Origin of the sequence: Streptomyces humicola (assembly GCF_024436035.1) — a bacterium.
GTDB lineage: Bacteria > Actinomycetota > Actinomycetes > Streptomycetales > Streptomycetaceae > Streptantibioticus_B > Streptantibioticus_B humicola.
On the sequence record NZ_JANFNG010000006.1, the window covers coordinates 15397 to 36417 of the forward strand.

Sequence of the window (21021 nt, forward strand, 5' to 3'; positions counted from 1 at the left end):
TCTTTGCAGGTCTTCATACGTTTCCGTCGTTTCCGCGCAGCGCTGTGAGCGACGCAGCGCAGCGTGTGACAGGATCGAAAACGCCATGAAGACCGACCACTGCGTCACGACAGCCCTGCACAGCTCGCTCACGGCCTGGTTCGCAGCGCACGCCCGCGATCTGCCGTGGCGCCGCCCCGAGGCGGGCGCGTGGGGCGTGATGGTCAGCGAGTTCATGCTGCAGCAGACCCCGGTCAGCCGGGTGCTGCCGGTCTACGAGCAGTGGATGGCCCGTTGGCCGCGCCCCGCCGACCTCGCCGCCGAGCCACCCGGCGAGGCGGTCCGCGCCTGGGGTCGGCTCGGCTACCCGCGGCGCGCCCTGCGGCTGCACGCCGCGGCGGCCGCGATCGCCGATCGCCACGGCGGTGAAGTCCCTTGCGATCACGCGGCGTTGCTGGCGCTGCCAGGAGTCGGCGAGTACACGGCAGCCGCGGTCGCCTCGTTCGCGTACGGGCAGCGGCATGCCGTCCTCGACACCAACGTCCGCCGTGTCCTCGCCCGCGCCCTTACCGGCGTCCAGTACCCGCCCAACGCCACGACCGCGGCCGAGCGCCGCCTCGCCCAGCGCGTGCTCCCCGACGACGAGGCGCTCGCCGCCCGCTGGGCCGCCGCGACGATGGAGCTCGGCGCGCTGGTGTGCACGGCCCGCACCCCCGGCTGCGGACGCTGCCCGATCGCGGAGCGCTGCGCCTGGCGGCTCGCGGGCTTCCCTGAGCACGACGGCCCGCCGCGCCGCGGCCAGTCGTACGCGGGCACCGACCGCCAGGTGCGCGGCAAGCTGCTCGCGGTGCTGCGCGAGGCGACCGCGCCCGTCCCCCGCGAGGTGCTGGACCGGGTCTGGGACGAGCCCGTGCAGCGGGCCCGCGCGCTCGACGGCCTCGTCGCAGACGGACTCGTCGAACCCGTCGCCGACGGGGTCTACCGCCTGCCGCAGCGCGCGCCGCTGCCGTAGCCCGGCAGTGCCGCCGGCACCGCGGCAGAGTCGGCTGATGAGTGTCTTTGCGGCCCGCCGGTTCCGGTTGTTACAGAATCGACGGATCGCTGTGAGCCGGTTGTGGGGTTGCGGGCGGGGTTACCGCAACAGCACGCCCATAGCGTCCTTCCTCGTCGGCCCGACCAGCCGACGGTACTCAGGACGGATCTGGAGGCTCAGGCCATGGCCATGGCGGCAAGCACGGCGATGGACGACAGCAGGACGCTGGACTTCGAGGAGTACGTGCGGACCCGGCAGGACTCCCTGCTCCGCAGCGCCCGCCGTCTCGTGCCGGACCCGGTCGACGCCCAGGACCTGGTCCAGACCGCGCTGTGCCGCACGTTCCCGCGGTGGGACCGGATAGCCGACAAGGGACTCGCCGACGCCTACATGCGCCGCGTCATGATCAACACCCGTACGGAGTGGTGGCGTGCGCGCAAGCTGGAAGAGGTCCCCACCGACACCCTCCCCGACTCCAGCATCGACGACGGCGCCGAGCAGCGCGCCGACCGGGCCATGCTCCTCAGTGTGCTCGCCGTGCTCGCGCCCAAGCAGCGCCAGGTCGTCGTGTTGCGGCACTGGGAGCAGATGAGCACGGAGGAGACCGCCCGCGTGCTGGGCATGTCGACGGGTACCGTCAAGAGCACCCTGCACCGCGCGCTCGCCCGGATGCGCGAGGAGCTCGAGCAGAACGCCTTCGTGCCGGCGCAGGCGCAGCGCCGCCGTGAGACGGCATCCGCAAGGGAGGGGACGTGCGCCGCATAGGCCCCGCGAACTACGCACTCGCCGCCGCCGCTCTCGTACCGCTGGTGATGCTCACCGGGTGCGCGGAGGGCGGCGGCGTTCGTGTCGAGGGGCCCGCGTCCACATCCGTGGCGAGCCCGCCGGCGAGCCCCAGCCAGGAGCCGGCGGTCAAGGTGGACCCGATCCAGTTGCTCACTCACGACCCGAAGGTCGGCAGCGAGATCAAATCGGATCTCAAGCCGTGCGACGGCCACGAATACCCCGTCGACACCTCATATGGGAATGTGACACGGGACACAGCACCCGATGTGGTGATAAATGTGTCGACCTGCGCAGACGGGGTCGGTCTCGGCAGTTACGTCTACCGTATGGAGAATGGCCAGTACGTCGATGTATTCGGTGACGAGCAGCCACCGGTCTATATCGACATGAACAACGGTGACCTGCAGCTGACGCGGCAGGTGTACGCGGCCGACGACCCTGTGTGCTGCCCTTCCGGTGAGGACGTGATCACGTACCACTGGGACGGCACTCGTTTCACGGAGACGTCGCGCACCCACAGCGACTACGGAACAAAGGCGAATGGCTGAGACGACGCATGTCCTCTTCGTCGAGGACGACGACGTCATCCGCGAGGCGACGACGCTCGCCCTCGAACGTGACGGCTTCGAGGTGACCGCGGTCCCGGACGGGATCACGGGCCTCGACTCCTTCCGGGCCCGGCAGCCCGACATCGCACTTCTCGATGTCATGGTGCCGGGCCTGGACGGCGTGAGCCTGTGCCGCCGTATTCGCGACGAGTCGACCGTTCCCGTGATCATGCTGTCGGCGCGCGCCGACTCGATCGACGTCGTCCTCGGCCTGGAGGCGGGCGCCGACGACTACGTCACCAAGCCCTTCGACGCCGCCGTGCTCGTCGCCCGCATCCGCGCCGTGCTGCGCCGCTTCGACCACGCCTCCGGGGGCGCCGCAGGCGCCGGGTCCGGCTCGGCCGCGGCCCAGGCGTCACCGCAGTCCGACGGCTCCCTGCGCTTCGGCGACCTGGAGATCGACACCGACGGCATGGAGGTGCGCCGGGCGGGCGAGGTGGTCTCGCTCACCCCGACCGAGATGCGGCTGCTGCTCGAATTCTCCGCCGCCCCTGGCTCGGTGCTCACCCGTGACCGCTTGCTGACCAGCGTCTGGGACTACGACTGGGGCGGTGACACGCGCGTCGTCGACGTCCACGTCCAGCGGCTGCGCACCAAGATCGGCCAGGACCGCATAGAGACCGTCCGTGGCTTCGGCTACAAGCTGAAGGCCTGACGGACGTGACGCTGCTGCGCCGTCCCGGGCTGCGCTGGAAACTCACGGCGGCGATCGCCGCGGTTTCCGCGCTGGTCGCGCTTGCGCTCTCGATCGTCGTGCACAACGCGGCCGAGCTGTCCATGCTCAACAGCGCGCGCGACGTCCAGGACACCCGCGTGCAGCTCGCGGCGAAGATCTACGAGTCCACCCACCGGCTGACGATCACCGCTCGGCTCAACGACCCCAAGCTGCCGGCCGGCCTGAAGGAGGCCGCGCGCAAGGGCCTGCGCGCCACCTACATCCAGGAGACGTCGGGCGAGCCGATCATCTGGGCCGAGACACCGCTCCCCGACAACACGATCCTGTCGATCAACAGCCGCTTCAGCGACCGCGCAGCCGTCCTCGACGACCTCGACGGGGTGCTGATCGCCGGCTCGGTGGCCGTGGTGCTCGCCGGCTCGGCGCTCGGCGTGCTCATCGGCGGCCAGCTCTCCCGCAGGCTCCGCAAGGCCGCGGTCGCCGCCCGCGAGGTCGCCGACGGCGACACCCGGGTGCGGGTGCGCGATGCGATCGGGCGCCGCGTGCACGACGAGACCGACGAACTGGCGCGTGCGGTGGACGCGATGGCCGACGCCCTCCAGGAACGCCTGGAAGCCGAGCGACGGGTCACCGCCGACATCGCCCACGAACTGCGCACCCCCGTGACGGGCCTGGTCACCGCCGCCGAACTGCTGCCGCCGGGCCGGCCGTCCGAGCTCGTACGCGACAGGGCGCAGGCGCTGCGCACGCTCGTCGAGGACGTGCTGGAAGTGGCCCGCCTCGACGGCGCCGAGGAGCGCGCCGACCTGCAGGAGATGGCGCTGCCGGAGTTCGTCCGCCGCAGGGTGGGCGGGCTGGCACCGGACGCGACGGTCCAGGTGGTACGCGATGCGTGGGTGCACACCGACCCGCGCCGCCTGGAGCGGATCCTCGGCAACCTGCTGGCGAACGCCGGACGGTACGGCAAACCGCCCGTCGAGGTGGTCGTCGACGGGCCGGTGCTGCGGGTGCGCGACCACGGCCCGGGTTTCCCGCCCGACCTGCTGCGCGAGGGCCCGAGCCGCTTCCGCACCGGCAGCAGCGACCGCGCGGGCCAGGGCCACGGCCTGGGCCTGACGATCGCCACGGGCCAGGCGCGGGTGCTGGGCGCGGAGCTCTCCTTCAGGAACGTGCAGGGCGCCGACGGCGAGGAGGGTGCGAGCGGCGCCATCGCGGAGCTGCGGCTGCCCGAAGTCGTCCCGGAGGCGGATTCACGCCCTGGCGCATAGTCCGGGCGCATGGCGTCCTGCTCGTGGCCCGGCTACAGGTCGTGGGCGCGCGGGTGAAGCGGCTCGTACAGGGAGAGTTCGCTCCCGCCGGGCAGACGGAAGCTCGTGACGCGTCCCCAGCGCTCGTCGCGAATGGGCCGGGTGAATTCGACGTCCTGCTTTCTGAGCTCGGCCACGGTCGCCTCGACGTCGTCGCACATCAGCATGACCTCGTGCGACGGCGCCCCCTCGGCCGGGTGCATGGCGAGCTCGGCCGGCGGGGCCTTGAAGATGAGCCATCCGTGCCCGGCGTCGACCTGCGGGTAGCCGAGCACATCCCTGAAGAACGCCCGGTCGGCCTCCGCGTCGCGGGTGTAGATCACCATGTGTACGCCGTTGATCACGTATGGACACTACTCCAAGAGCATGCCGATGCCGTCGAGGAGGCGTTGCAGGCCGAAGTCGAAGAGGGCGTGATCGCACACCGTTTCGCCGGCGCCGGATGGGAGGTGCCGCGTCTGCTGGCGGCGATGCGCAGCGCCTCCGACTTCTTCTTCGACTCCATGGGACAGGTGAAGCTGCCCGCCTGGTCGCGCGGCCGCGCGGTGCTGGTGGGCGACGCCGGGTACTGCCCGACGCCGCTCACCGGTCTCGGCACCAGCCTGGCGCTGGTCGGCGCCTACATGCTCGCCGGTGAACTCGTCGCCGCCGACGGCGACCACCGCATCGCCTTCCCGCGCAACGAGCGGCTGATGCGCCCCTACGTCAGCCGTGGCCAGCAACTGCCGCCCGGCGGCGTGGCGGGATACGCCCCTACGAGCACGCTCACCATCCGCCTGCGTGCCCTGTCGATGCGCTCGATGAACCGCTGGCCGATGCGCCGGTTGCTCTCCGCGCCGTTCGACAAGGCCGGCGACATCGCTTTTCCCGCCTCCTACCGTCACTGGACGAGGGTCCAGGTCTGGTTGGAGCCTGAGTCCGACGGCCACTGCAGCACGGCGGCGCCGTTGGACAGCGAGCTGTTGTCGAGGTCGACGAGGTCGCCGTCGTAGACGCTCTTGAACTGGACGAGGTTGGGCCCTGCGTCCACCAGCGTCCAGCGGGAGTTGCTGCCGCCGTCGTCGTGGTACTGGATCAGCTGCGTCCCCTCCGCCGTCGTCGGTCCCGGTATGTTGAGCAGCTTGCCGCTGTGGGCGTTGACGATGGTGTAGCTTCCGTCGCTCTGCAGGTCGAACGTCCACAGCTGGTCGGACTGACCGTTGTCCTGCCACTGCAGGATGTCGGCGCCGTCAGCCGTCGAGTCGCCGTTGACGTCCATCCGGCCGTCCGTCGCGCCGTTGACGAGCTTGTACTGGGTGCCCGCGGCGGGGACCGGGACGAGCTTCCACTGCTGGGTGGTGGCAGCCGACGACGGCTCCTGCACCACCGACGACCCGCTGGTGCCGATGTTCTGGCCGTCGTAGCGCGAGGTGATGGTGTAGGTGCCGCTGCCCGTGGGGGCGATCTGCCACTGGGAGTTGGAGCCATGGTCGTCGTGGTACTGGATCAGCTGGGTACCCGATGCCGTCGTGGGCCCGGGGATATTGACCAGTTTGCCGCTGCCCACGTTGGCGACCCGGTAGGAGCCGTTCCCGGCCGGCGCGAGCTGCCACTGCTGGTCGGCCGCGCCGTCGGCCGGCTGCTGGACGATGCCGGCGCCGTCCGCGGCCGAGGCGCCGCTGACGTCGAGATACTGACCCGACGAGACGTTGACGACGTTGTAGTGCATCGTCGTGAAGCCGTCACCGGTGCCCGGGGTGATCCGCAGCAGCCGTGAGGCGTGCGGGTTCAGCGTCGCGCTGAACCCGCCCGACGACGTGCCGAGGTCGCTGTTGCTCCACACGTCCTGGACGTCGGCTGATCCGCTGAAGCCGAGGTCGGGGAAGTGGGCGGTCACGGTGGCGGAGGAGGAGCCGAGGTTGAACAGGCCCACGGTGTAGCTTCCGTCCGCGTTCGCGGCGTACCAGACCTGCTGCTGCGACAGCTGGTCGACCGGCCGCGCCGGGTTGCCCGCCTGGTCCACCGCGATGACGTTGCTGTTGGTGAGGAGCGACAGATCACCCGAGTCGAGGTTGGTCAGATCGGTGCCGAGCAGCAGCGGGGCGCCCTCGATGGCCCAGAAGGTGAGCTGGGTCCGGCGTTCGTCCGTGGTCAGGCCGTCGTTGCTGCCGTTGCCGACCTCCAGGGAGTCGAGATCGTTCCAGCCTCCCGGCCCTGCGTACGCGATCCACTTGGGCACGATGGAGAAGCGGGAGGCGACGTTCGACCAGTCGGTGAGCGGATAGGAGGAGCCGTTCGTACCGCAGTAGCACTCGATGTCCCCGGAGATCCGCCAGCCGTTGGCGTACTGCTTCCACAGCGAGCCGTTCTTGGGGTCGAGATTGTTGGAGAGCCCGAGGTAGATCGGCCGACCCGTCTGCTGCAGCGCCTGCGACCAGTGCTCGATGTCGGGGATGTCACCGTCCCCGACGCCGTCGATCTTCAGGTAGTCGACGCCCCACGACGCCAGCTCGTCGGCCCAGGAGTTGAGGTAGGCCTGAGCCGCGGCGGGGTTCTTGTTGTAGTCGATGTAATACATCGACCCGCTGCCGTAGTTGTAGTTCGTCTCGTAGTCCGTGGTGTCGGAGACGATGTCCTGGGCGTGGTAACTGGTGCCCTCGATCGGGCTGTTCTGCTGGTACGCGGCAACGGGGATGCCGGGCGTGAGGTACATGCCGAACTTCTCGCCGAGGCCGTGGACGTACGAGGAGACGGCGGCCATGCCGTCCGGGAACTTGGTGGAGTCGGGCACCCAGCGGCCGTAACCGTCCACGGTCGTCGACGGGTTGAGATACCAGAAGTCGTCGAGGTTGACGTAGGTGTAGCCGTGTGCGACCAGTCCGCTGGTCTGCATGGCCTTGGCCTCGGCCTCGATCTTCGCCTCGGTCGGATCGCTGCGCAGGTAGCTCCAACTGCTCCAGCCCATCGGCGGCGTCGCGGCGACGCCGTTCGCCTCCGCATGCGCGACTGCCGCCGTACCGAGCGACAGCGGTACGACGGCAGCGACGGGCAGCACGAGCGTGAGCAGACAGCGGCCGATCGCCCTCAACGGTCCGGGTCTGAATGACGGTCTGAACGACGTGAGAGATGGCACGTGTAACGCACCTCCAAGAGGCCGCCGGTTGGCCTCAACACCCAACAGAACCGCACGGATTCGCACGGCCCGCGTCATCACAGCGCCGCCCGCGACCCCTGTCAAGAGTTCTGGTTGACTTGCGCAGGTGACCGGTTACGACGTGCTGTGTGTCTTCTGCGGCCCCGACGGCACCCATGGCAACGAGCTCGGAGTCGTACGCGACGGAGCCCGCATCCCCGGCCGGGCCGAACGTCAGGCCCTCGCCGGGACGCTGGGCTTCAGCGAGACGGTCTTCGTCGACGATCCCGAACGCGGCGCCATCGACATCTATACGCCGACGTCACGGCTGCCCTTCGCAGGACACCCATGCGTCGGGACGGCGTGGCTGCTCGACGTGCCCGAACTGGTTACGCCCGCAGGGGTGGTCGGCACCCGGCTGGACGGCGAGTTCACCTGGATCGAGGCGCGCCCCGAGTGGGCGCCGCCGCGCACACTGCGGCAGTACGGCACGGTGGAGGAGGTCGACGCGCTGCCCGTGCCGCCACCCGGGGAGTGGATCTACGCGTGGGCCTGGCAGGACGAAGCGGGCGGCCGCGTGCGGGCCCGCGCCTTCCCCGGCCGCGACGACGGCATCGACGAGGACGAGGCGACGGGCGCGGCGGCGCTCCTGCTCACCGCACGCCTCGCACGAGCGCTCAACATCGCACAAGGGCTCGGCTCGCAGATCCTCACGGCGCCGATGCCGGACGGGTTGATCGAAGTGGGCGGCCGGGTGCGGCTGCACAGGACGATGGCCTAGCAGGACTATGGCCACGCAGGACGATGCCTAGGGCGCCCGGGTGGAGTGCCGCGCCGGACGGTACGGCGGGCGGCGCGGCACTCCGCTCGCACCGCGCGTCAGGACCCGAGCGGCCAGGTCGGGAGCACGGTCTTCTTCCACGTTGCGTTGGTGACGACGGCGAAGGAGGCGTACCAGGCGAGCACGGCGGTGACGAGGCCCACCCATCCGCCGACCTTGTTCCAGCCGGTCGACTGCGCGAACGCACCGATGGTCAGGAAGAGGAAGGTGAGGGTGAGGGCAAAGAAGACGGCGAACACGGAGCCGTTGACGCGTGCCGCGCCGACCGTCATGTAGGCCGTGAAGACGGTCCACGCCAGCAGGTAGACCCCGGTGGCCTGGTAGGCGTGGGCAGCGTCCAGGTGCGGCGCGATCCGGCTGATGTAGAACCAGAACGAGAGCCAGAAGGCCCCGAACGAGGCGAACGCGGTGGCGGCGAAGGTGTTGCCGCGCCGGAACTCCCACATGCCGGCGAGGAACTGCGTGGCTCCGCCGTAGAAGAGCGCGAGCCCCAGCACGACGCCCTGGACGGAGAGGCTGATCAGGCCGGCGTTGAAGCAGCTCAGCACGAACGTCGTCATGGCGAACGCACCGAGTCCGAGCGCTCCGGGATCGGCGACGGACGGAGAGGCGGGCTGGGAGAGGGATGAGGCGGACGAGGGGGATGAGGTGACGGGTTCAGGCGTTGCGGGTTCGGAAATTGCCACGACTGGATCCTTTCCGGGACGTCCTGTCCGCCCTCCATGCTAGGACGAACCGGCCAAGTCGGACCCTCTCCGTTTATTGAATTCTCGATTACGCGATATGCGGCGATTACTTATACTCTGTCCCGTAATGCGTAATTCACGAAAAGCAAGAGGCCGGCCCCGGAACCGTTTCGGCGGTTCCGGGGCCGACCCCTTGATGAGCGATTGCGCGCTTACGCGTCCTTGCTCAGATTCGGGCCGGCGGCCTCCACCGGAGGCGCATCGGCGACAGTGACCTTCTCCTCGCCGCGGAAGGTGAAGGTCTTCTCCTCGCCTTCGCCCTGCGTGTCGACGACCACGATGTGACCGGGGCGCAGCTCGCTGAAGAGGATCTTCTCCGAGAGCGCGTCCTCGATCTCCCGCTGGATCGTCCGGCGCAGCGGCCGGGCACCCAGGATCGGGTCGTAGCCCTTCTTGGCGAGCAGCTTCTTGGCGTCGGAGCTGAGCTCGATGCCCATGTCCCGGTCCTTGAGCCGCTCATCCACCTTGGCCAGCATCAGGTCGACGATCTGGATGATGTCGTCCTCGCTGAGCTGGTGGAAGACCACGATGTCGTCCACACGGTTGAGGAACTCGGGCCGGAAGTGCTGCTTGAGCTCCTCACCGACCTTGGCCTTCATCCGCTCGTACCCGGTCTTGACGTCGCCCGCGGCCGCGAAGCCGAGGTTGAAGCCCTTGGAGATGTCCCGGGTGCCGAGGTTGGTGGTCATGATGATGACCGTGTTCTTAAAGTCCACGACCCGGCCCTGGGAGTCGGTCAGGCGACCGTCCTCCAGGATCTGCAACAGCGAGTTGAAGATGTCGGGGTGAGCCTTTTCCACCTCGTCGAAGAGGACGACAGAGAACGGCTTGCGGCGCACCTTCTCGGTGAGCTGGCCGCCTTCCTCGTAGCCGACGTAGCCCGGAGGGGAGCCGAAGAGGCGGGAAACGGTGTGCTTCTCGCTGAACTCCGACATGTCGAGCTGGATCAGCGCGTCCTCATCGCCGAAGAGGAATTCGGCGAGCGTCTTGCTCAGCTCGGTCTTACCGACACCGGACGGGCCGGCGAAGATGAACGAGCCGCCGGGGCGCTTGGGGTCCTTCAGGCCCGCACGCGTACGGCGAATGGCCTGCGAGAGCGCCTTGATGGCGTCCTTCTGGCCAATGACGCGCTTGTGGAGCTCGTCCTCCATGCGCAGCAGGCGCGAGGACTCCTCCTCGGTGAGCTTGAAGACCGGGATGCCGGTGGCCGTGGCCAGGACCTCGGCGATCAGCTCCTCGTCGACCTCGGCGACGACATCCATGTCGCCGGCCTTCCACTCCTTCTCCCGCTTGGTCTTCGCCGACAGCAGCTGCTTCTCCTTGTCGCGGAGCGAGGCTGCCTTCTCGAAGTCCTGGGAGTCGATGGCCGACTCCTTCTCCCGGCGCACATCGGCGATCTTCTCGTCGAATTCCCGCAGGTCCGGCGGTGCGGTCATGCGGCGGATACGCATCCGGGAGCCGGCCTCGTCGATCAGATCGATCGCCTTGTCCGGCAGGAAGCGGTCGGAGATGTAGCGGTCGGCCAGGGTGGCCGCGGCGACCAGGGCCGCGTCGGTGATGGACACACGGTGGTGCGCCTCGTACCGGTCGCGCAGACCCTTGAGGATCTCGATGGTGTGCGGCAGCGACGGCTCGGCGACCTGGATGGGCTGGAAGCGGCGCTCCAGGGCCGCGTCCTTCTCCAGGTGCTTGCGGTACTCGTCGAGCGTCGTCGCGCCGATGGTCTGCAGCTCGCCGCGGGCCAGCATCGGCTTGAGGATGCTGGCGGCGTCGATCGCACCCTCGGCGGCGCCCGCACCCACCAGGGTGTGGAGCTCGTCGATGAACAGGATGATGTCGCCGCGGGTGCGGATCTCCTTGAGCACCTTCTTCAAGCGCTCTTCGAAGTCACCGCGGTAGCGGGACCCGGCGACCAGCGCACCCAGGTCCAGGGTGTAGAGCTGCTTGTCCTTGAGCGTCTCGGGAACCTCGCCCTTGACGATGGCCTGGGCCAGGCCCTCGACGACGGCGGTCTTGCCGACGCCCGGCTCGCCGATGAGGACGGGGTTGTTCTTGGTACGGCGGGACAGCACCTGCATGACCCGCTCGATCTCCTTCTCGCGCCCGATGACCGGGTCGAGCTTGGACTCACGAGCGGCCTGGGTGAGGTTGCGGCCGAACTGGTCGAGGACGAGCGAGGTCGAGGGCGTGCCCTCGGCCGGGCCGCCCGCGGTGGCCGACTCCTTCCCGCCCTGGTAACCGGAGAGCAGCTGGATGACCTGCTGCCGCACCCGGTTCAGATCGGCGCCCAGCTTCACCAGGACCTGGGCGGCGACGCCCTCGCCCTCGCGAATCAGGCCGAGCAGGATGTGCTCGGTGCCGATGTAGTTGTGACCGAGCTGAAGGGCCTCACGGAGCGAGAGCTCCAGGACCTTCTTGGCACGGGGAGTGAAGGGAATGTGGCCGGAAGGGGCCTGCTGCCCCTGGCCGATGATCTCCTCCACCTGCTGGCGGACCGCCTCGAGCGAAATCCCGAGGCTCTCCAGGGCCTTCGCAGCGACACCCTCACCCTCGTGGATCAGGCCCAGGAGGATGTGCTCGGTACCGATGTAGTTGTGGTTGAGCATCCGGGCTTCTTCCTGAGCCAGGACGACAACCCGCCGCGCGCGGTCGGTGAACCTCTCGAACATCGTTAATCGCTCCTCAGAGCGGTCAGGCAGATCGGGGCCGGTCCCCTCCCTGTCCTTCCGCATGCTAGTCCCGGCGGGCGGGACAGCTCACTTCAACCGTCGACACCTATGAGGGCTCTACCGCCGCTCACAGCCGACAACAGCTCCAACCCGATGGTGCGAGACGATGTTCCCGCAGGCCAGGCGGATCCACCTATTCCCAGTACGCCCGTGGCGAACGCCTGACTGGCGGGCACCTCTTGCTCGTCCCTCCCACTACGTCTTTCTTACCCGTTCGCACAGACAATCCATGCGGCGCGCACCCCCGATGTCTGCTACCAGCGAACAACCTCGCGCCCCCCATTTATCCGTACGATCAACCCAGCCGATCACACAGTGCGACACCGAGGGCGCTGACCGAAACATTCCGTAACCATCCCGCGCCGTGGCAGTTGCACCGGGCATGGGACCCGCGACGCCGAGGACGCTGAAGAGGCAGAACTGGTACGAGCGTGAGCTCGGATGGGCCACGACGGATGACCGGCCACTACGGCTGCGCACCGGCTTGCGCTTCGACGCACTCGACGTGCCGGCGGGAGCGGGACTGGCGTTCCTGCGCCGCATGAACAGCCACACGGCCACTGGGAGGACGGGACCGGCCGCACGCAGCGGCGACCGCGTCCTGCTGCTGGTGGCGGCGGGCAGCGCGGAAGAGCTGCCGGGCTTGTTCGAATGGCTGGAATGGAGCGGTATCGAGCTGGATCTGCGGGCCCACGGAGCGGGTGGCAGCATTCCCGCCCCGGTCCCTCCTCACGCAGAGCGGGAGGCCGCAGGCGACCGGCGACGGCCGGTCTGGCTGCGGCCTCCCGAGCCGGGACGCGAGGTGGAGCCGACGCTGCCCGCGCTCACATGGTCAAGCGACAGGTCGGGCAGCCGGTGCGGGGCGCACGATCCCGTGGGCCTGGCGTCGCTGCTCGGCGCACTGGCGACCCAGTGCCACCGTGCCAGGCTCTTCCCGGCATCGTCAGTTCCGACCGAGGATCAGCCGTGCGCCTTCTCGTAGGCCTCGCGGATGGTGGCGGGGACGCGGCCGCGGTCGTTTACCTCGTAGCCGTTCTCCTTCGCCCAGGCGCGGATCTTGGCGGTGTCCTGGCCGGCGGCAGCGGAACCGGCAGCGCTACGGGACGCGCGGCCGCGGCCGCGAGAGCTGCGGCCGCCGGTGCGGCGTCCGGCCTCGACGTAGTCGGCGAGCAGGCCGCGGAGCTTGTCCGCGTTCTCCGTGGTGAGGTCGATCTCGTACGTGGCGCCGTCGAGGGCAAACGTCACGGTCTCGTCGGCCTCGCCGCCGGTGATGTCGTCAACAAGAAGGACCTGGACCTTCTGTGCCACGGGCTTCCCTTTCATCGATATGGTTCCGGGGAGACCCCGGGATAAAGCAGTACGGGTAAAAGGAAACCGCTTTTCCGCGAAAAACACAAACCCCCGGTGGAGGGGAAGCCGTGCACCAGTACGGCACTCCCGCCTTCCGGAGTGCGCGTAACGGACATACTGTTCACAGATCGCCGCGGTTCACAGATGCAAGAGCATCCTGCTGTTGCCGAGAGTGTTCGGCTTCACCCGTTCGAGACCAAGGAACTCCGCGACACCCTCGTCATAGGAACGGAGGAGCTCGCTGTAGACATCTCGGTCCACCGGTGTCTCACCGATCTCCACGAAGCCGTGCTTCGCGAAGAAGTCGACTTCGAAGGTGAGGCAGAAAATGCGCTGCACACCGAGCCAGCGAGCGGTCTGCAGCAGCTTGACGAGCAACTGATGCCCGACGCCCTTGCCGTGCAGGTCGGGGCGGACCGCCAACGTCCGTACCTCCGCGAGATCTTCCCACATGACATGAAGTGCGCCGCAGCCGACGACTTCCGCGTCGGCGTCCTGTTCGGCGACCCAGAACTCCTGGATGTCCTCGTAAAGCGTCACCGTCGGCTTGTCGAGGAGGATACGGTCGCGCGCATAGCCGTCGAGCAGTCGGCGAACCGCAGGCACATCGCCGGTCCTGGCGCGTCTGACGGTGACCACATTTGATGCGAAGGACATGAGGGGACGCTATCGCCCGCCGGGCTCGTCGGGCGCGGCGGGTTCACCCGGATCCCCGCCGTGGCCGGGTGGCTCTTCTGGCTGCACGATCCGCGACGCGTCCCGCAGGGCTTCGCGTTGTTCCGGCGACATCATGCTGAAGAACTGCACGAGGGCGGCCGCCGGGTTGTCGCTCGCCGCCCACGCCTCGTGCATCAGTGCGGCCGCGTACGCGGCCCTGGTGGAAACGGCCTCATAACGATAGGCCCGGCCTTCGTGTTCGCGGCGCAGCCAACCCTTCTGATGGAGGTTGTCCATTACCGTCATCACGGTCGTGTACGCGATGGACCTCTCCTGCTGCAGGTCCTCCAGCACTTCGCGTACGGTCACCGGGCGGTTCCACTGCCATACCCGGGTCATGACCACGTCTTCCAGATCTCCCAAAGGCCGCACCACACCCGAATACTAGTGGCAAAAGTAACGGATGCGGCTTTTTTCGGGCGTACGGGAATGGGGAACGTGCGGACGATGCGTCCGGGTGGATCAGCTCTCGGGCTCTTCCGCGGCGCCGGCCCCCGTGGGAGCGGTCGCCTGACGCACACCTTCGGCGCGGGCGAACGCCGCGTCGACGGCCGCGTCCTCCTTCGCCTTGTTGGGGCCACCCTGGTTTTTGATCAGCGTCACGACGAGGGCGGTGAAGGCCACCGCCATCACTACGGGCGGCACAAGCGCGGAGACGTAGTCCACGATCGCCTCACTCCTTCTCCCGGGCTCTCCCGGCTTCCGGCTTCTGCCGGCTCATTCGAACCATCTCAGGGTAGCCGTGCCGGATTCCGTGACGACGCGCAGGTGTGCATCGCGGGATGCCTGTGGCAATTCTGTGGTGAATTCGAGTCGGTGTTGAGGCGATGCCGGGGTTGAGGAACGGAAAACCGTGAGGTCAGCCGATTGCACGCCGTTGCTGCGGGGGCGGCGGGGCGGGGCGGCGGCGCGGCGGCCAGATCTCCGCGGGCGTCGGTACCCGCCGTTCCCGCTCCGGTTCCTTGCCAGGCTCCCTGCTCGGTTCTCTGCTCGGTTCTCTGGTCGGCTCTCTGCTCGGCTCTCTGGTGGGAGCCGTCTTCGGATTCTCCTGCGGGGCCGGCGCCGGAGTCCGTTCCGGCTGCTTCGGCCCGGGTTTCGGATTCGCAGGCCCGGGCTTCTTCGCGGGCTCGCCCGCGGCCCGCGCCGGAACCGGGATGAGGACGTCCAGCACATCCCGGGTGGCCCGCTCCTCCCGGAGCGAGGGCCGGCCGCCTGGCAGCGCGAGCAGCCGCGCGCGGTCGGCGATCTGCGGCCTGGTGCGAGGGGCACGGCCTTCGAGCTTGGCGCGCACGGCCTGTTCGGCGAGGTCCTCGCAGCGGCGCCGCATCCCATCCCGGCGATAGGACTCGGCCGGCGTGCACGGCAGGCGGCTCAGGCCGCGCAGCGCCGCCAGGTCCTCGGGCGTCGGCAGATAGCCGGCGTCGAGCGCTTCGGCGAGCCGCTCCAGATAGTCGGCGGCTGTACCGGGCAGAGCGCCGCGGTAGAGGGAGAGATCGGCGAGGAGGAAGGACCGCAGCCGACCGCCCTCGCGCACCGCCTCCTCCACGGATTCGGCGAGCCGCAGATACTCCTGGACTTCCGTCACATCGCGGCAGCGGCCGTGGCCGTGACCCGTCCGGTCCTGGACAGGCGTCGTGTCGGGTGCTGTGACGAGGGCCTCGGCGAGGGCGCGCCGGAGCACACGCAGCTCATCCGCGCTGAACGCCATGCCCCCTCGGGAACCGTGTGGCGTGGGCATGGCCCAACTTTACGTACTAAATGGACAAACATCGCGTATTACGGCAAGTCGGGCGGGTCGGACATTCGTCAGTCAGGACGTGGCGACGTTCCGCTCGTACACCAGCCGCAGGCCGATGAGGGTCAGCCACGGCTCGTGGTAGTCGATCACGGTGGATTCGCCGAGCACCAGCGGCGCGAGCCCACCGGTCGCGATCACCGTCACGTCGTCGGGGTCGTCCGCCAGCTCGCGCGCCATCCGCTCGCCGATGCCGTCGACCTGGCCCGCGAAGCCGTACAGGATGCCGGACTGCATCGCCTCGACGGTGTTCTTCCCGACGACGCTGCGCGGGCGCGCCAGCTCGATCTTGCGCAGCTGCGCACCGCGCACGCCCAGCGCGTCGACAGAGATCTCGATGCCGGGCGCGATCGCACCGCCCACGTACTCGCCGCGCGCCGAGACCGCGTCGAAGGTGGTCGCGGTGCCGAAGTCGACCACGATGCACGGTCCCCCGTACAGGTGTACGGCGGCGAGGGCGTTGATGATGCGGTCGGCGCCGACCTCCTTGGGGTTGTCCATCAGGATCGGCACGCCCGTCTTGATGCCCGGTTCGACGAGCACCGACGGCACGTCCCCGTAGTAGCGGCGGGTCACCTCGCGCAGCTCGTGCAGCACCGACGGCACGGTCGAACAGATCGAGATGCCGTCGATGCCGTCGCCCAGCTCCTCACCGAGCAGCGGGTGCATGCCCATCAGGCCCTGGAGAAGGACCGCCATCTCGTCGGCGGTGCGTCGTGCGTCGGTGGAGATGCGCCAGTGCTCGACGATCTCCTCGCCGTCGAAGAGGCCGAGGACGGTGTGGGTGTTGCCGACGTCGATGGTGAGCAGCATGGCCGGATCAGCCCTCCGACCTGAGGTCGAGGCCGATGTCGAGGATCCGGGAGGAGTGGGTGAGCGCGCCGACGGCGAGGTAGTCCACGCCGGTGGCGGCGTAGGCGGCGGCGTTCTCCAGCGTCAGACGGCCGGAGGACTCCAGCAGAGCGCGGCCGGCGACGATCGCGACCGCCTCCTCGGTCTCGGCCGGGGTGAAGTTGTCCAGCAGGATCAAGTCAGCGCCCGCGTCGAGGACTTCACGCACCTGGTGGAGGGTGTCGACCTCGACCTCGATGGGCAGATCGGGGAACTCCTCGCGCACGGCACGGAACGCGGCCGCGACGCCGCCGGCCGCTACCACGTGGTTGTCCTTGACCAGGGCCGCATCCGACAGCGACATGCGGTGGTTGACGCCGCCGCCGCAGCGCACCGCGTACTTCTCCAGCGCGCGCAGCCCCGGTGTCGTCTTGCGGGTGTCGCGGACCTTGGTCTTCGTACCCTCCAGCACATCGGCCCAGGCGTGGGTGGCGGTGGCGATACCGGACAGGTGGCAGAGCAGGTTGAGCGCGCTGCGCTCGGCCGTGAGCAGATCGCGGGTGCGGGTGCGGACACTCAGCAGCACCTGGCCCGCCGTGACCCGTTCGCCGTCCTCGGCGTGCCGCTCCACCTCGAACTCATCGGTGCACACGACGGAGAGCACCGCCTCGGCGATCCGCAGGCCGGCCACGGTGCCCGCCTCGCGCGCGGTGAAGTCGCCCACGGAGACGGCGTCCTCCGGCACGGTCGCCACCGTCGTCACGTCCACGCCGTGGTCGAGGTCCTCCTCGATCGCCATGTGCGCGATGTCCTCGACCTGGACGGGGTCGAGCCCGGCGTCGGCGAGCAGCCCGGCGAGGTCGGGATCGAGGCCGCATTCGAGCGGGTCGAGGTCGTAGCCCTCACCACCGGCGCCGCAGCCGCAGCCGTCACCGCAGCCCACGTCGCCCGCGGACGCCGGCGCGGGCGACTGGCCCGGGCGGCCGATCTGCAGGAGGGGAAGGTCGGGGTTGCTCACGGTCGGGCCTCCGCGTGGGTGGTGGGGGGAAACGCAGTCGTGTCGGTCGTGTCGACGCACAGCGCGCTGTCCGGACTGAGACGGACGACGAGGTGGCGCCGCCAGTTCTCGTCGTCTCGCAGCGGGCGGTCCTCGCGCCAGTGGCAGCCACGGGTCTCCTCACGGCGGCGCGCGGCGGCGACCAGCACCCGCGCGACGAGGCAGAGGTTGGTGGCCTCCCAGCTCTCCACGCACGGCTCAGCGGTCTTCTCGTCGCGCTCCAGGGCCTCGACCGCTTGCTCCTGGATGCGCGCCAGGGCCGCGCCGGCGCGCTCCAGGCTCTCGGCGCTGCGCAGCACCCCGGCGCCCTCGGTCATGATCCGCTGGACCTCGTACCGCACGGCGGGCTCCAGCAGCGGATCGCGGGACGGCGCCGGGACCACCGGCGCTCCGGGCGCCCGGAGCGAGGACGTCACGTCCTCGGCGATGCGCTCAGCGAAGACCAGGCCTTCGAGGAGGGAGTTGGAGGCGAGACGGTTCGCGCCGTGAACGCCGGTGCACGCCACCTCGCCACACGCGTACAAGCCGGGGACGGTGGTACGGCCGCGCAGATCGGTGCGTACCCCGCCGGACGCGTAGTGCGCGGCGGGTGCGACCGGGACCGGCTCGGTGACCGGGTCGATGCCGTTCGCGCGGCAGGCGGCGAGGATCGTCGGGAAGCGGCGTTCCCACATCTCGGCGCCGAAGTGGCGGGCGTCGAGGTACATGTGGTCGGCGCCGGTCTCGTGCATGCGGCGCATGATGCCCTTGGCGACGATGTCGCGCGGTGCCAGTTCGGCCAGTTCGTGCTGCCCTTGCATGAACCGCACGCCGTCGGCGTCGACGAGGTGGGCGCCCTCGCCGCGTACCGCCTCGGAGACCAGCGGCTGCTGGCCCTCGGCGTCCGGGCCGAGCCACAGCACGGTCGGGTGGAACTGCACGAACTCCAGGTCGCTCACCTCGGCTCCGGCGCGCAACGCGAGCGCAACCCCGTCGCCGGTCGAGACCGCCGGGTTGGTGGTGGCAGAGAAGACCTGGCCCATGCCGCCGGTGGCGAGGACGACCGCCCTGGCGTGCACCGCGCCGACCCCGTCGCGCTGCCCCTCCCCCATGACGTGCAGGGAGACGCCCGCGGTCCGGCCTTCGGCGTCGGTGAGCAGGTCGAGGACGAGGGCGTTCTCGACGGTCTCGATGCCTGCCTGCCGTACGGCGTCGACGAGCGCGCGGGAGACCTCGGCACCGGTCGCGTCACCGCCCGCGTGCGCGATGCGGCTGCGGTGGTGGCCGCCCTCGCGGGTCAGCAGGATCTCGCCGGTCGCCTGCGAGGTGTCGAAGCGCGCGCCCGAGGCGATCAGCCGGCGTACGGCGTCGGGGCCCTCGGTGACCAGGGTGCGCACCGCGTTCTCGTCGCACAGCCCGGCCCCTGCGACCAGCGTGTCGTCGAGGTGCTGCCGAGGGGTGTCGCCGTCGCCGAGCGCGGCCGCTATGCCGCCCTGGGCCCAGCGGGTCGAGCCGTCGTCGAGCTTCGCCTTGGTGACGACGGTGACCTTGGCGCCCTCGGCCGCACAGCGCAGCGCCGCCGTCAGGCCCGCGACTCCGGAGCCGACGACGACCACGTCGGCCTCGATGGCCCAGCCGGGGGCGGGTGCGAGCAGCCGTATTCCGGTGTGGTGGCCGGTGGCGCTGGCGTTCATCTGCGGGCTCCGAACTGCAGGGGGATGTTGTCGATCAGCCGCGTGGTGCCTGCCTTCGCCGCGACGGCGAGGACCGCAGGACCGGTGTGGTCCGAGGCGGCCTCGGTGAAGTCTGCCGGGTCGACCAGGGCAAGGTAGTCGACGGCCAGACCGTGAGACGCGTCGAGCACGGCGCGAGCCGCTTTCCGTACCGCGTCGGGTCCCGCGGTGAGCGCGTCGCGCCCGGCGAACAGGGCGCGGGACAGGGCGAGGGCGTCGGCTCGCTCGTCGGGCGTCAGATAGCGGTTGCGGCTGGACATCGCCAGCCCGTCGCTCTCGCGGACCGTCGGCACAGCGACGATCTCGGTGTCGAAGTTCAGGTCGGCGGCCATGCGGCGGATCAGCGCCAGCTGCTGGGCGTCCTTCTGGCCGAAGAAGGCGATCTCGGCGCGGGTGAGGTGGAGCAGTTTGGCCACGACGGTGAGCATCCCGTCGAAGTGTCCGGGCCGCGAGGCTCCCTCGTAGCGCTCCCCCATGGGGCCCGCGGCGATCCGGACCCACGGCTCGCCGCCCGGGTAGACCTGGTCGGCGGAGGGCGCGAAGACGATGTCGGCGCCCTCCCGCTCGGCGAGCTTCACGTCGGCGTCGAGGGTGCGCGGATAGCGGTCGAGGTCCTCGTTCGGGCCGAACTGCAGCGGGTTGACGAAGACGGTGACGACGACCTGCCCGTCGGCGCCCGCCCGCTCGCGGGCGGCGCGGATGAGCGCGGCATGGCCCTCGTGCAGCGCGCCCATCGTCATCACGACCGCGCGCGGCCTGCGTGCGCCGCCCGCGGCGTGCAGTTCGCGAGCGGTGTGCAGCAACTCGGTCAACGGGACCCTCCCTCGGCGAGCACATCGAGCAGCGCCTCGGCCAGCTCCGGCTTGAGCATTCCGCCGGCCAGCGCACGGTCCGCCGTCGCGCGCGCCATCGCCACATAGCTGGCAACGGCCTGCGGCGAGTGGCGGCGCAACACCTCCACGTGGGCGGCGACGGTACCGGCGTCGCCCCGCGAGACCGGCCCGGTCAGCGCCTGGTCGCCGGAGCGCAGCGCGTTGTCGAGCGCCGCGCCGAGCAGCGGGCCGAGCATACGTCCGGGCGCCTCGACGCCGGCCGCGCTCAGCAGCTCCATGGACTGGGCGACGAGCGTGACGAGGTGGTTGGCGCCGATGGCGAGGGCCGCGTGGTAGAGCGGGCGCGCCTCCTCCTCGATCCACTCGGGCTCACCGCCCATCTCCACCACCAGCGCCTCCGCCGCGAGCCGCAGCTGCTGCGGCGCGGTGACGCCGAACGAGCAGCCGACGAGCCGCTGGACATCGACCGAGGTGCCGGTGAAGGTCATGGCGGGGTGCAGGGCGAGCGGCAGCGCCCCGGCGCGCAACGCCGGATCGAGCACGGACGTGCCGTACCGGCCCGAGGTGTGCACCAGCAGCTGGCCGGGGCGGACCGCTCCGGTGGCGGCGAGACCCGAGACCAGACCGGGCAGCACGTCGTCGGGGACCGTGAGCAGGACGAGCTCGGCGCGGGCCAGCACCTCGTCCGGTTCGACGAGCGGCACGCCGGGCAGCAGGGTCTCCGCGCGATGGCGGGAGGCGTCGGAGACCCCGGAGGCCGCGACAGGGCGGTGGCCGGCGAGCTGGAGCGCGGCGGCGAGCGCGGGGCCGACCCGGCCTGCGCCGACGACTCCGACGGTCAGGCGCGCAGGCCGGTCCTTGGCGGACTCGGTGGTGCGGGGGGTGTTCACGCGACGGCCTTCCGTTCCA

22 protein-coding genes are annotated in these 21021 nt (G+C 69.9%); 8 read left to right on the plus strand and 14 right to left on the minus strand.

What is annotated here, in order from left to right:
* Positions 1-85: 85 nt before the first annotated feature.
* From NGB36_RS10355 to NGB36_RS10375, 5 genes are all read left to right on the plus strand, one after another.
* Positions 86-991 (plus strand): iron-sulfur binding domain-containing protein, encoded by a 906-nt coding sequence (locus tag NGB36_RS10355; protein WP_255919891.1) that lies wholly within the window; start codon positions 86-88, stop codon positions 989-991.
* A gap of 228 nt (positions 992-1219) precedes the next feature.
* Complete coding sequence (locus NGB36_RS10360; RefSeq protein ID WP_372509413.1) at positions 1220-1777, plus strand: SigE family RNA polymerase sigma factor; 558 nt, start codon at positions 1220-1222, stop codon at positions 1775-1777.
* The gene (locus tag NGB36_RS10365; protein WP_255919892.1) at positions 1765-2346 is read left to right on the plus strand and encodes an LppP/LprE family lipoprotein; all 582 of its coding nucleotides are present in this window, start codon (positions 1765-1767) and stop codon (positions 2344-2346) included. Before NGB36_RS10360 ends, NGB36_RS10365 begins: the two co-directional genes overlap by 13 nt.
* Positions 2339-3061 (plus strand): two-component system response regulator CseB, encoded by a 723-nt coding sequence (gene cseB / locus NGB36_RS10370; RefSeq protein WP_255919893.1) that lies wholly within the window; start codon positions 2339-2341, stop codon positions 3059-3061. Before NGB36_RS10365 ends, cseB begins: the two co-directional genes overlap by 8 nt.
* 5 nt (positions 3062-3066) lie before the next feature.
* Positions 3067-4350, plus strand: coding sequence for a sensor histidine kinase (locus tag NGB36_RS10375; protein ID WP_372509410.1), 1284 nt, complete (start codon positions 3067-3069; stop codon positions 4348-4350).
* A 32-nt stretch (positions 4351-4382) separates the two neighbouring features.
* Here the strand turns inward: NGB36_RS10375 and NGB36_RS10380 are convergent, their stop codons facing one another.
* Complete coding sequence (locus tag NGB36_RS10380) at positions 4383-4733, minus strand: VOC family protein (RefSeq protein ID WP_255919894.1); 351 nt, start codon at positions 4731-4733, stop codon at positions 4383-4385.
* Between the two features lie 45 nt (positions 4734-4778).
* Here NGB36_RS10380 and NGB36_RS10385 point away from each other — a divergent pair, with 45 nt between their 5' ends.
* On the plus strand, positions 4779-5381 hold the full coding sequence (locus NGB36_RS10385; protein WP_255919895.1) for a Rossmann-fold NAD(P)-binding domain-containing protein: 603 nt from the start codon (positions 4779-4781) through the stop codon (positions 5379-5381).
* On the opposite strand, the gene NGB36_RS10390 is transcribed toward NGB36_RS10385, so the two are convergent.
* Positions 5270-7456 carry an alpha-galactosidase gene (locus tag NGB36_RS10390; RefSeq protein ID WP_255919896.1) on the minus strand — a complete coding sequence of 729 codons (2187 nt, stop codon included), beginning with the start codon at positions 7454-7456 and terminating at the stop codon, positions 5270-5272. The genes NGB36_RS10385 and NGB36_RS10390 overlap by 112 nt on opposite strands.
* A gap of 172 nt (positions 7457-7628) precedes the next feature.
* On the opposite strand from NGB36_RS10390, the gene NGB36_RS10395 reads away from it, so the two are divergent.
* Complete coding sequence (locus tag NGB36_RS10395) at positions 7629-8282, plus strand: PhzF family phenazine biosynthesis protein (protein ID WP_255919897.1); 654 nt, start codon at positions 7629-7631, stop codon at positions 8280-8282.
* A gap of 98 nt (positions 8283-8380) precedes the next feature.
* On the opposite strand, the gene NGB36_RS10400 is transcribed toward NGB36_RS10395, so the two are convergent.
* Positions 8381-9028, minus strand: a complete 648-nt coding sequence (locus NGB36_RS10400) for an acetate uptake transporter (RefSeq protein WP_255919898.1) — start codon at positions 9026-9028, stop codon at positions 8381-8383.
* A 212-nt stretch (positions 9029-9240) separates the two neighbouring features.
* A complete protein-coding gene (locus NGB36_RS10405) occupies positions 9241-11757 on the minus strand; it encodes an ATP-dependent Clp protease ATP-binding subunit (RefSeq protein WP_255919899.1) in 2517 nt (838 codons plus the stop codon).
* Between the two features lie 442 nt (positions 11758-12199).
* Between NGB36_RS10405 and NGB36_RS10410 the strand changes: the two genes are divergently transcribed.
* Complete coding sequence (locus tag NGB36_RS10410) at positions 12200-12799, plus strand: SCO3374 family protein (RefSeq protein ID WP_255920092.1); 600 nt, start codon at positions 12200-12202, stop codon at positions 12797-12799.
* On the opposite strand, the gene NGB36_RS10415 is transcribed toward NGB36_RS10410, so the two are convergent.
* The 10 genes from NGB36_RS10415 to NGB36_RS10460 all read right to left on the minus strand — a co-directional run bounded on the left by NGB36_RS10415 (position 12778) and on the right by NGB36_RS10460 (position 21002).
* Positions 12778-13125 carry a histone-like nucleoid-structuring protein Lsr2 gene (locus tag NGB36_RS10415; RefSeq protein ID WP_255919900.1) on the minus strand — a complete coding sequence of 116 codons (348 nt, stop codon included), beginning with the start codon at positions 13123-13125 and terminating at the stop codon, positions 12778-12780. The genes NGB36_RS10410 and NGB36_RS10415 overlap by 22 nt on opposite strands.
* 180 nt (positions 13126-13305) lie before the next feature.
* Complete coding sequence (locus tag NGB36_RS10420; protein WP_255919901.1) at positions 13306-13824, minus strand: amino-acid N-acetyltransferase; 519 nt, start codon at positions 13822-13824, stop codon at positions 13306-13308.
* Positions 13825-13833: 9 nt separating this feature from the next.
* Positions 13834-14259: a BlaI/MecI/CopY family transcriptional regulator gene (locus NGB36_RS10425; protein ID WP_255919902.1), complete on the minus strand. Its 426-nt coding sequence runs from the start codon at positions 14257-14259 to the stop codon at positions 13834-13836.
* Positions 14260-14346: 87 nt separating this feature from the next.
* Positions 14347-14550: a hypothetical protein gene (locus NGB36_RS10430; protein WP_255919903.1), complete on the minus strand. Its 204-nt coding sequence runs from the start codon at positions 14548-14550 to the stop codon at positions 14347-14349.
* A 193-nt stretch (positions 14551-14743) separates the two neighbouring features.
* Entirely contained in the window at positions 14744-15622 is an 879-nt protein-coding gene (locus NGB36_RS10435) for an HhH-GDP family DNA glycosylase (protein ID WP_255919904.1), read from the minus strand.
* Between the two features lie 72 nt (positions 15623-15694).
* Entirely contained in the window at positions 15695-16492 is a 798-nt protein-coding gene (locus NGB36_RS10440) for a type III pantothenate kinase (RefSeq protein WP_255919905.1), read from the minus strand.
* Between the two features lie 7 nt (positions 16493-16499).
* Positions 16500-17528 (minus strand): carboxylating nicotinate-nucleotide diphosphorylase, encoded by a 1029-nt coding sequence (nadC, locus tag NGB36_RS10445; protein WP_255919906.1) that lies wholly within the window; start codon positions 17526-17528, stop codon positions 16500-16502.
* Complete coding sequence (locus NGB36_RS10450) at positions 17525-19240, minus strand: L-aspartate oxidase (RefSeq protein WP_255919907.1); 1716 nt, start codon at positions 19238-19240, stop codon at positions 17525-17527. The genes nadC and NGB36_RS10450 overlap by 4 nt, the downstream gene beginning before the upstream one ends.
* On the minus strand, positions 19237-20091 hold the full coding sequence (panC, locus tag NGB36_RS10455) for a pantoate--beta-alanine ligase (protein ID WP_255919908.1): 855 nt from the start codon (positions 20089-20091) through the stop codon (positions 19237-19239). The genes NGB36_RS10450 and panC overlap by 4 nt, the downstream gene beginning before the upstream one ends.
* A complete protein-coding gene (locus NGB36_RS10460; protein WP_255919909.1) occupies positions 20088-21002 on the minus strand; it encodes a Rossmann-like and DUF2520 domain-containing protein in 915 nt (304 codons plus the stop codon). The genes panC and NGB36_RS10460 overlap by 4 nt, the downstream gene beginning before the upstream one ends.
* Positions 21003-21021 lie beyond the last annotated feature (19 nt).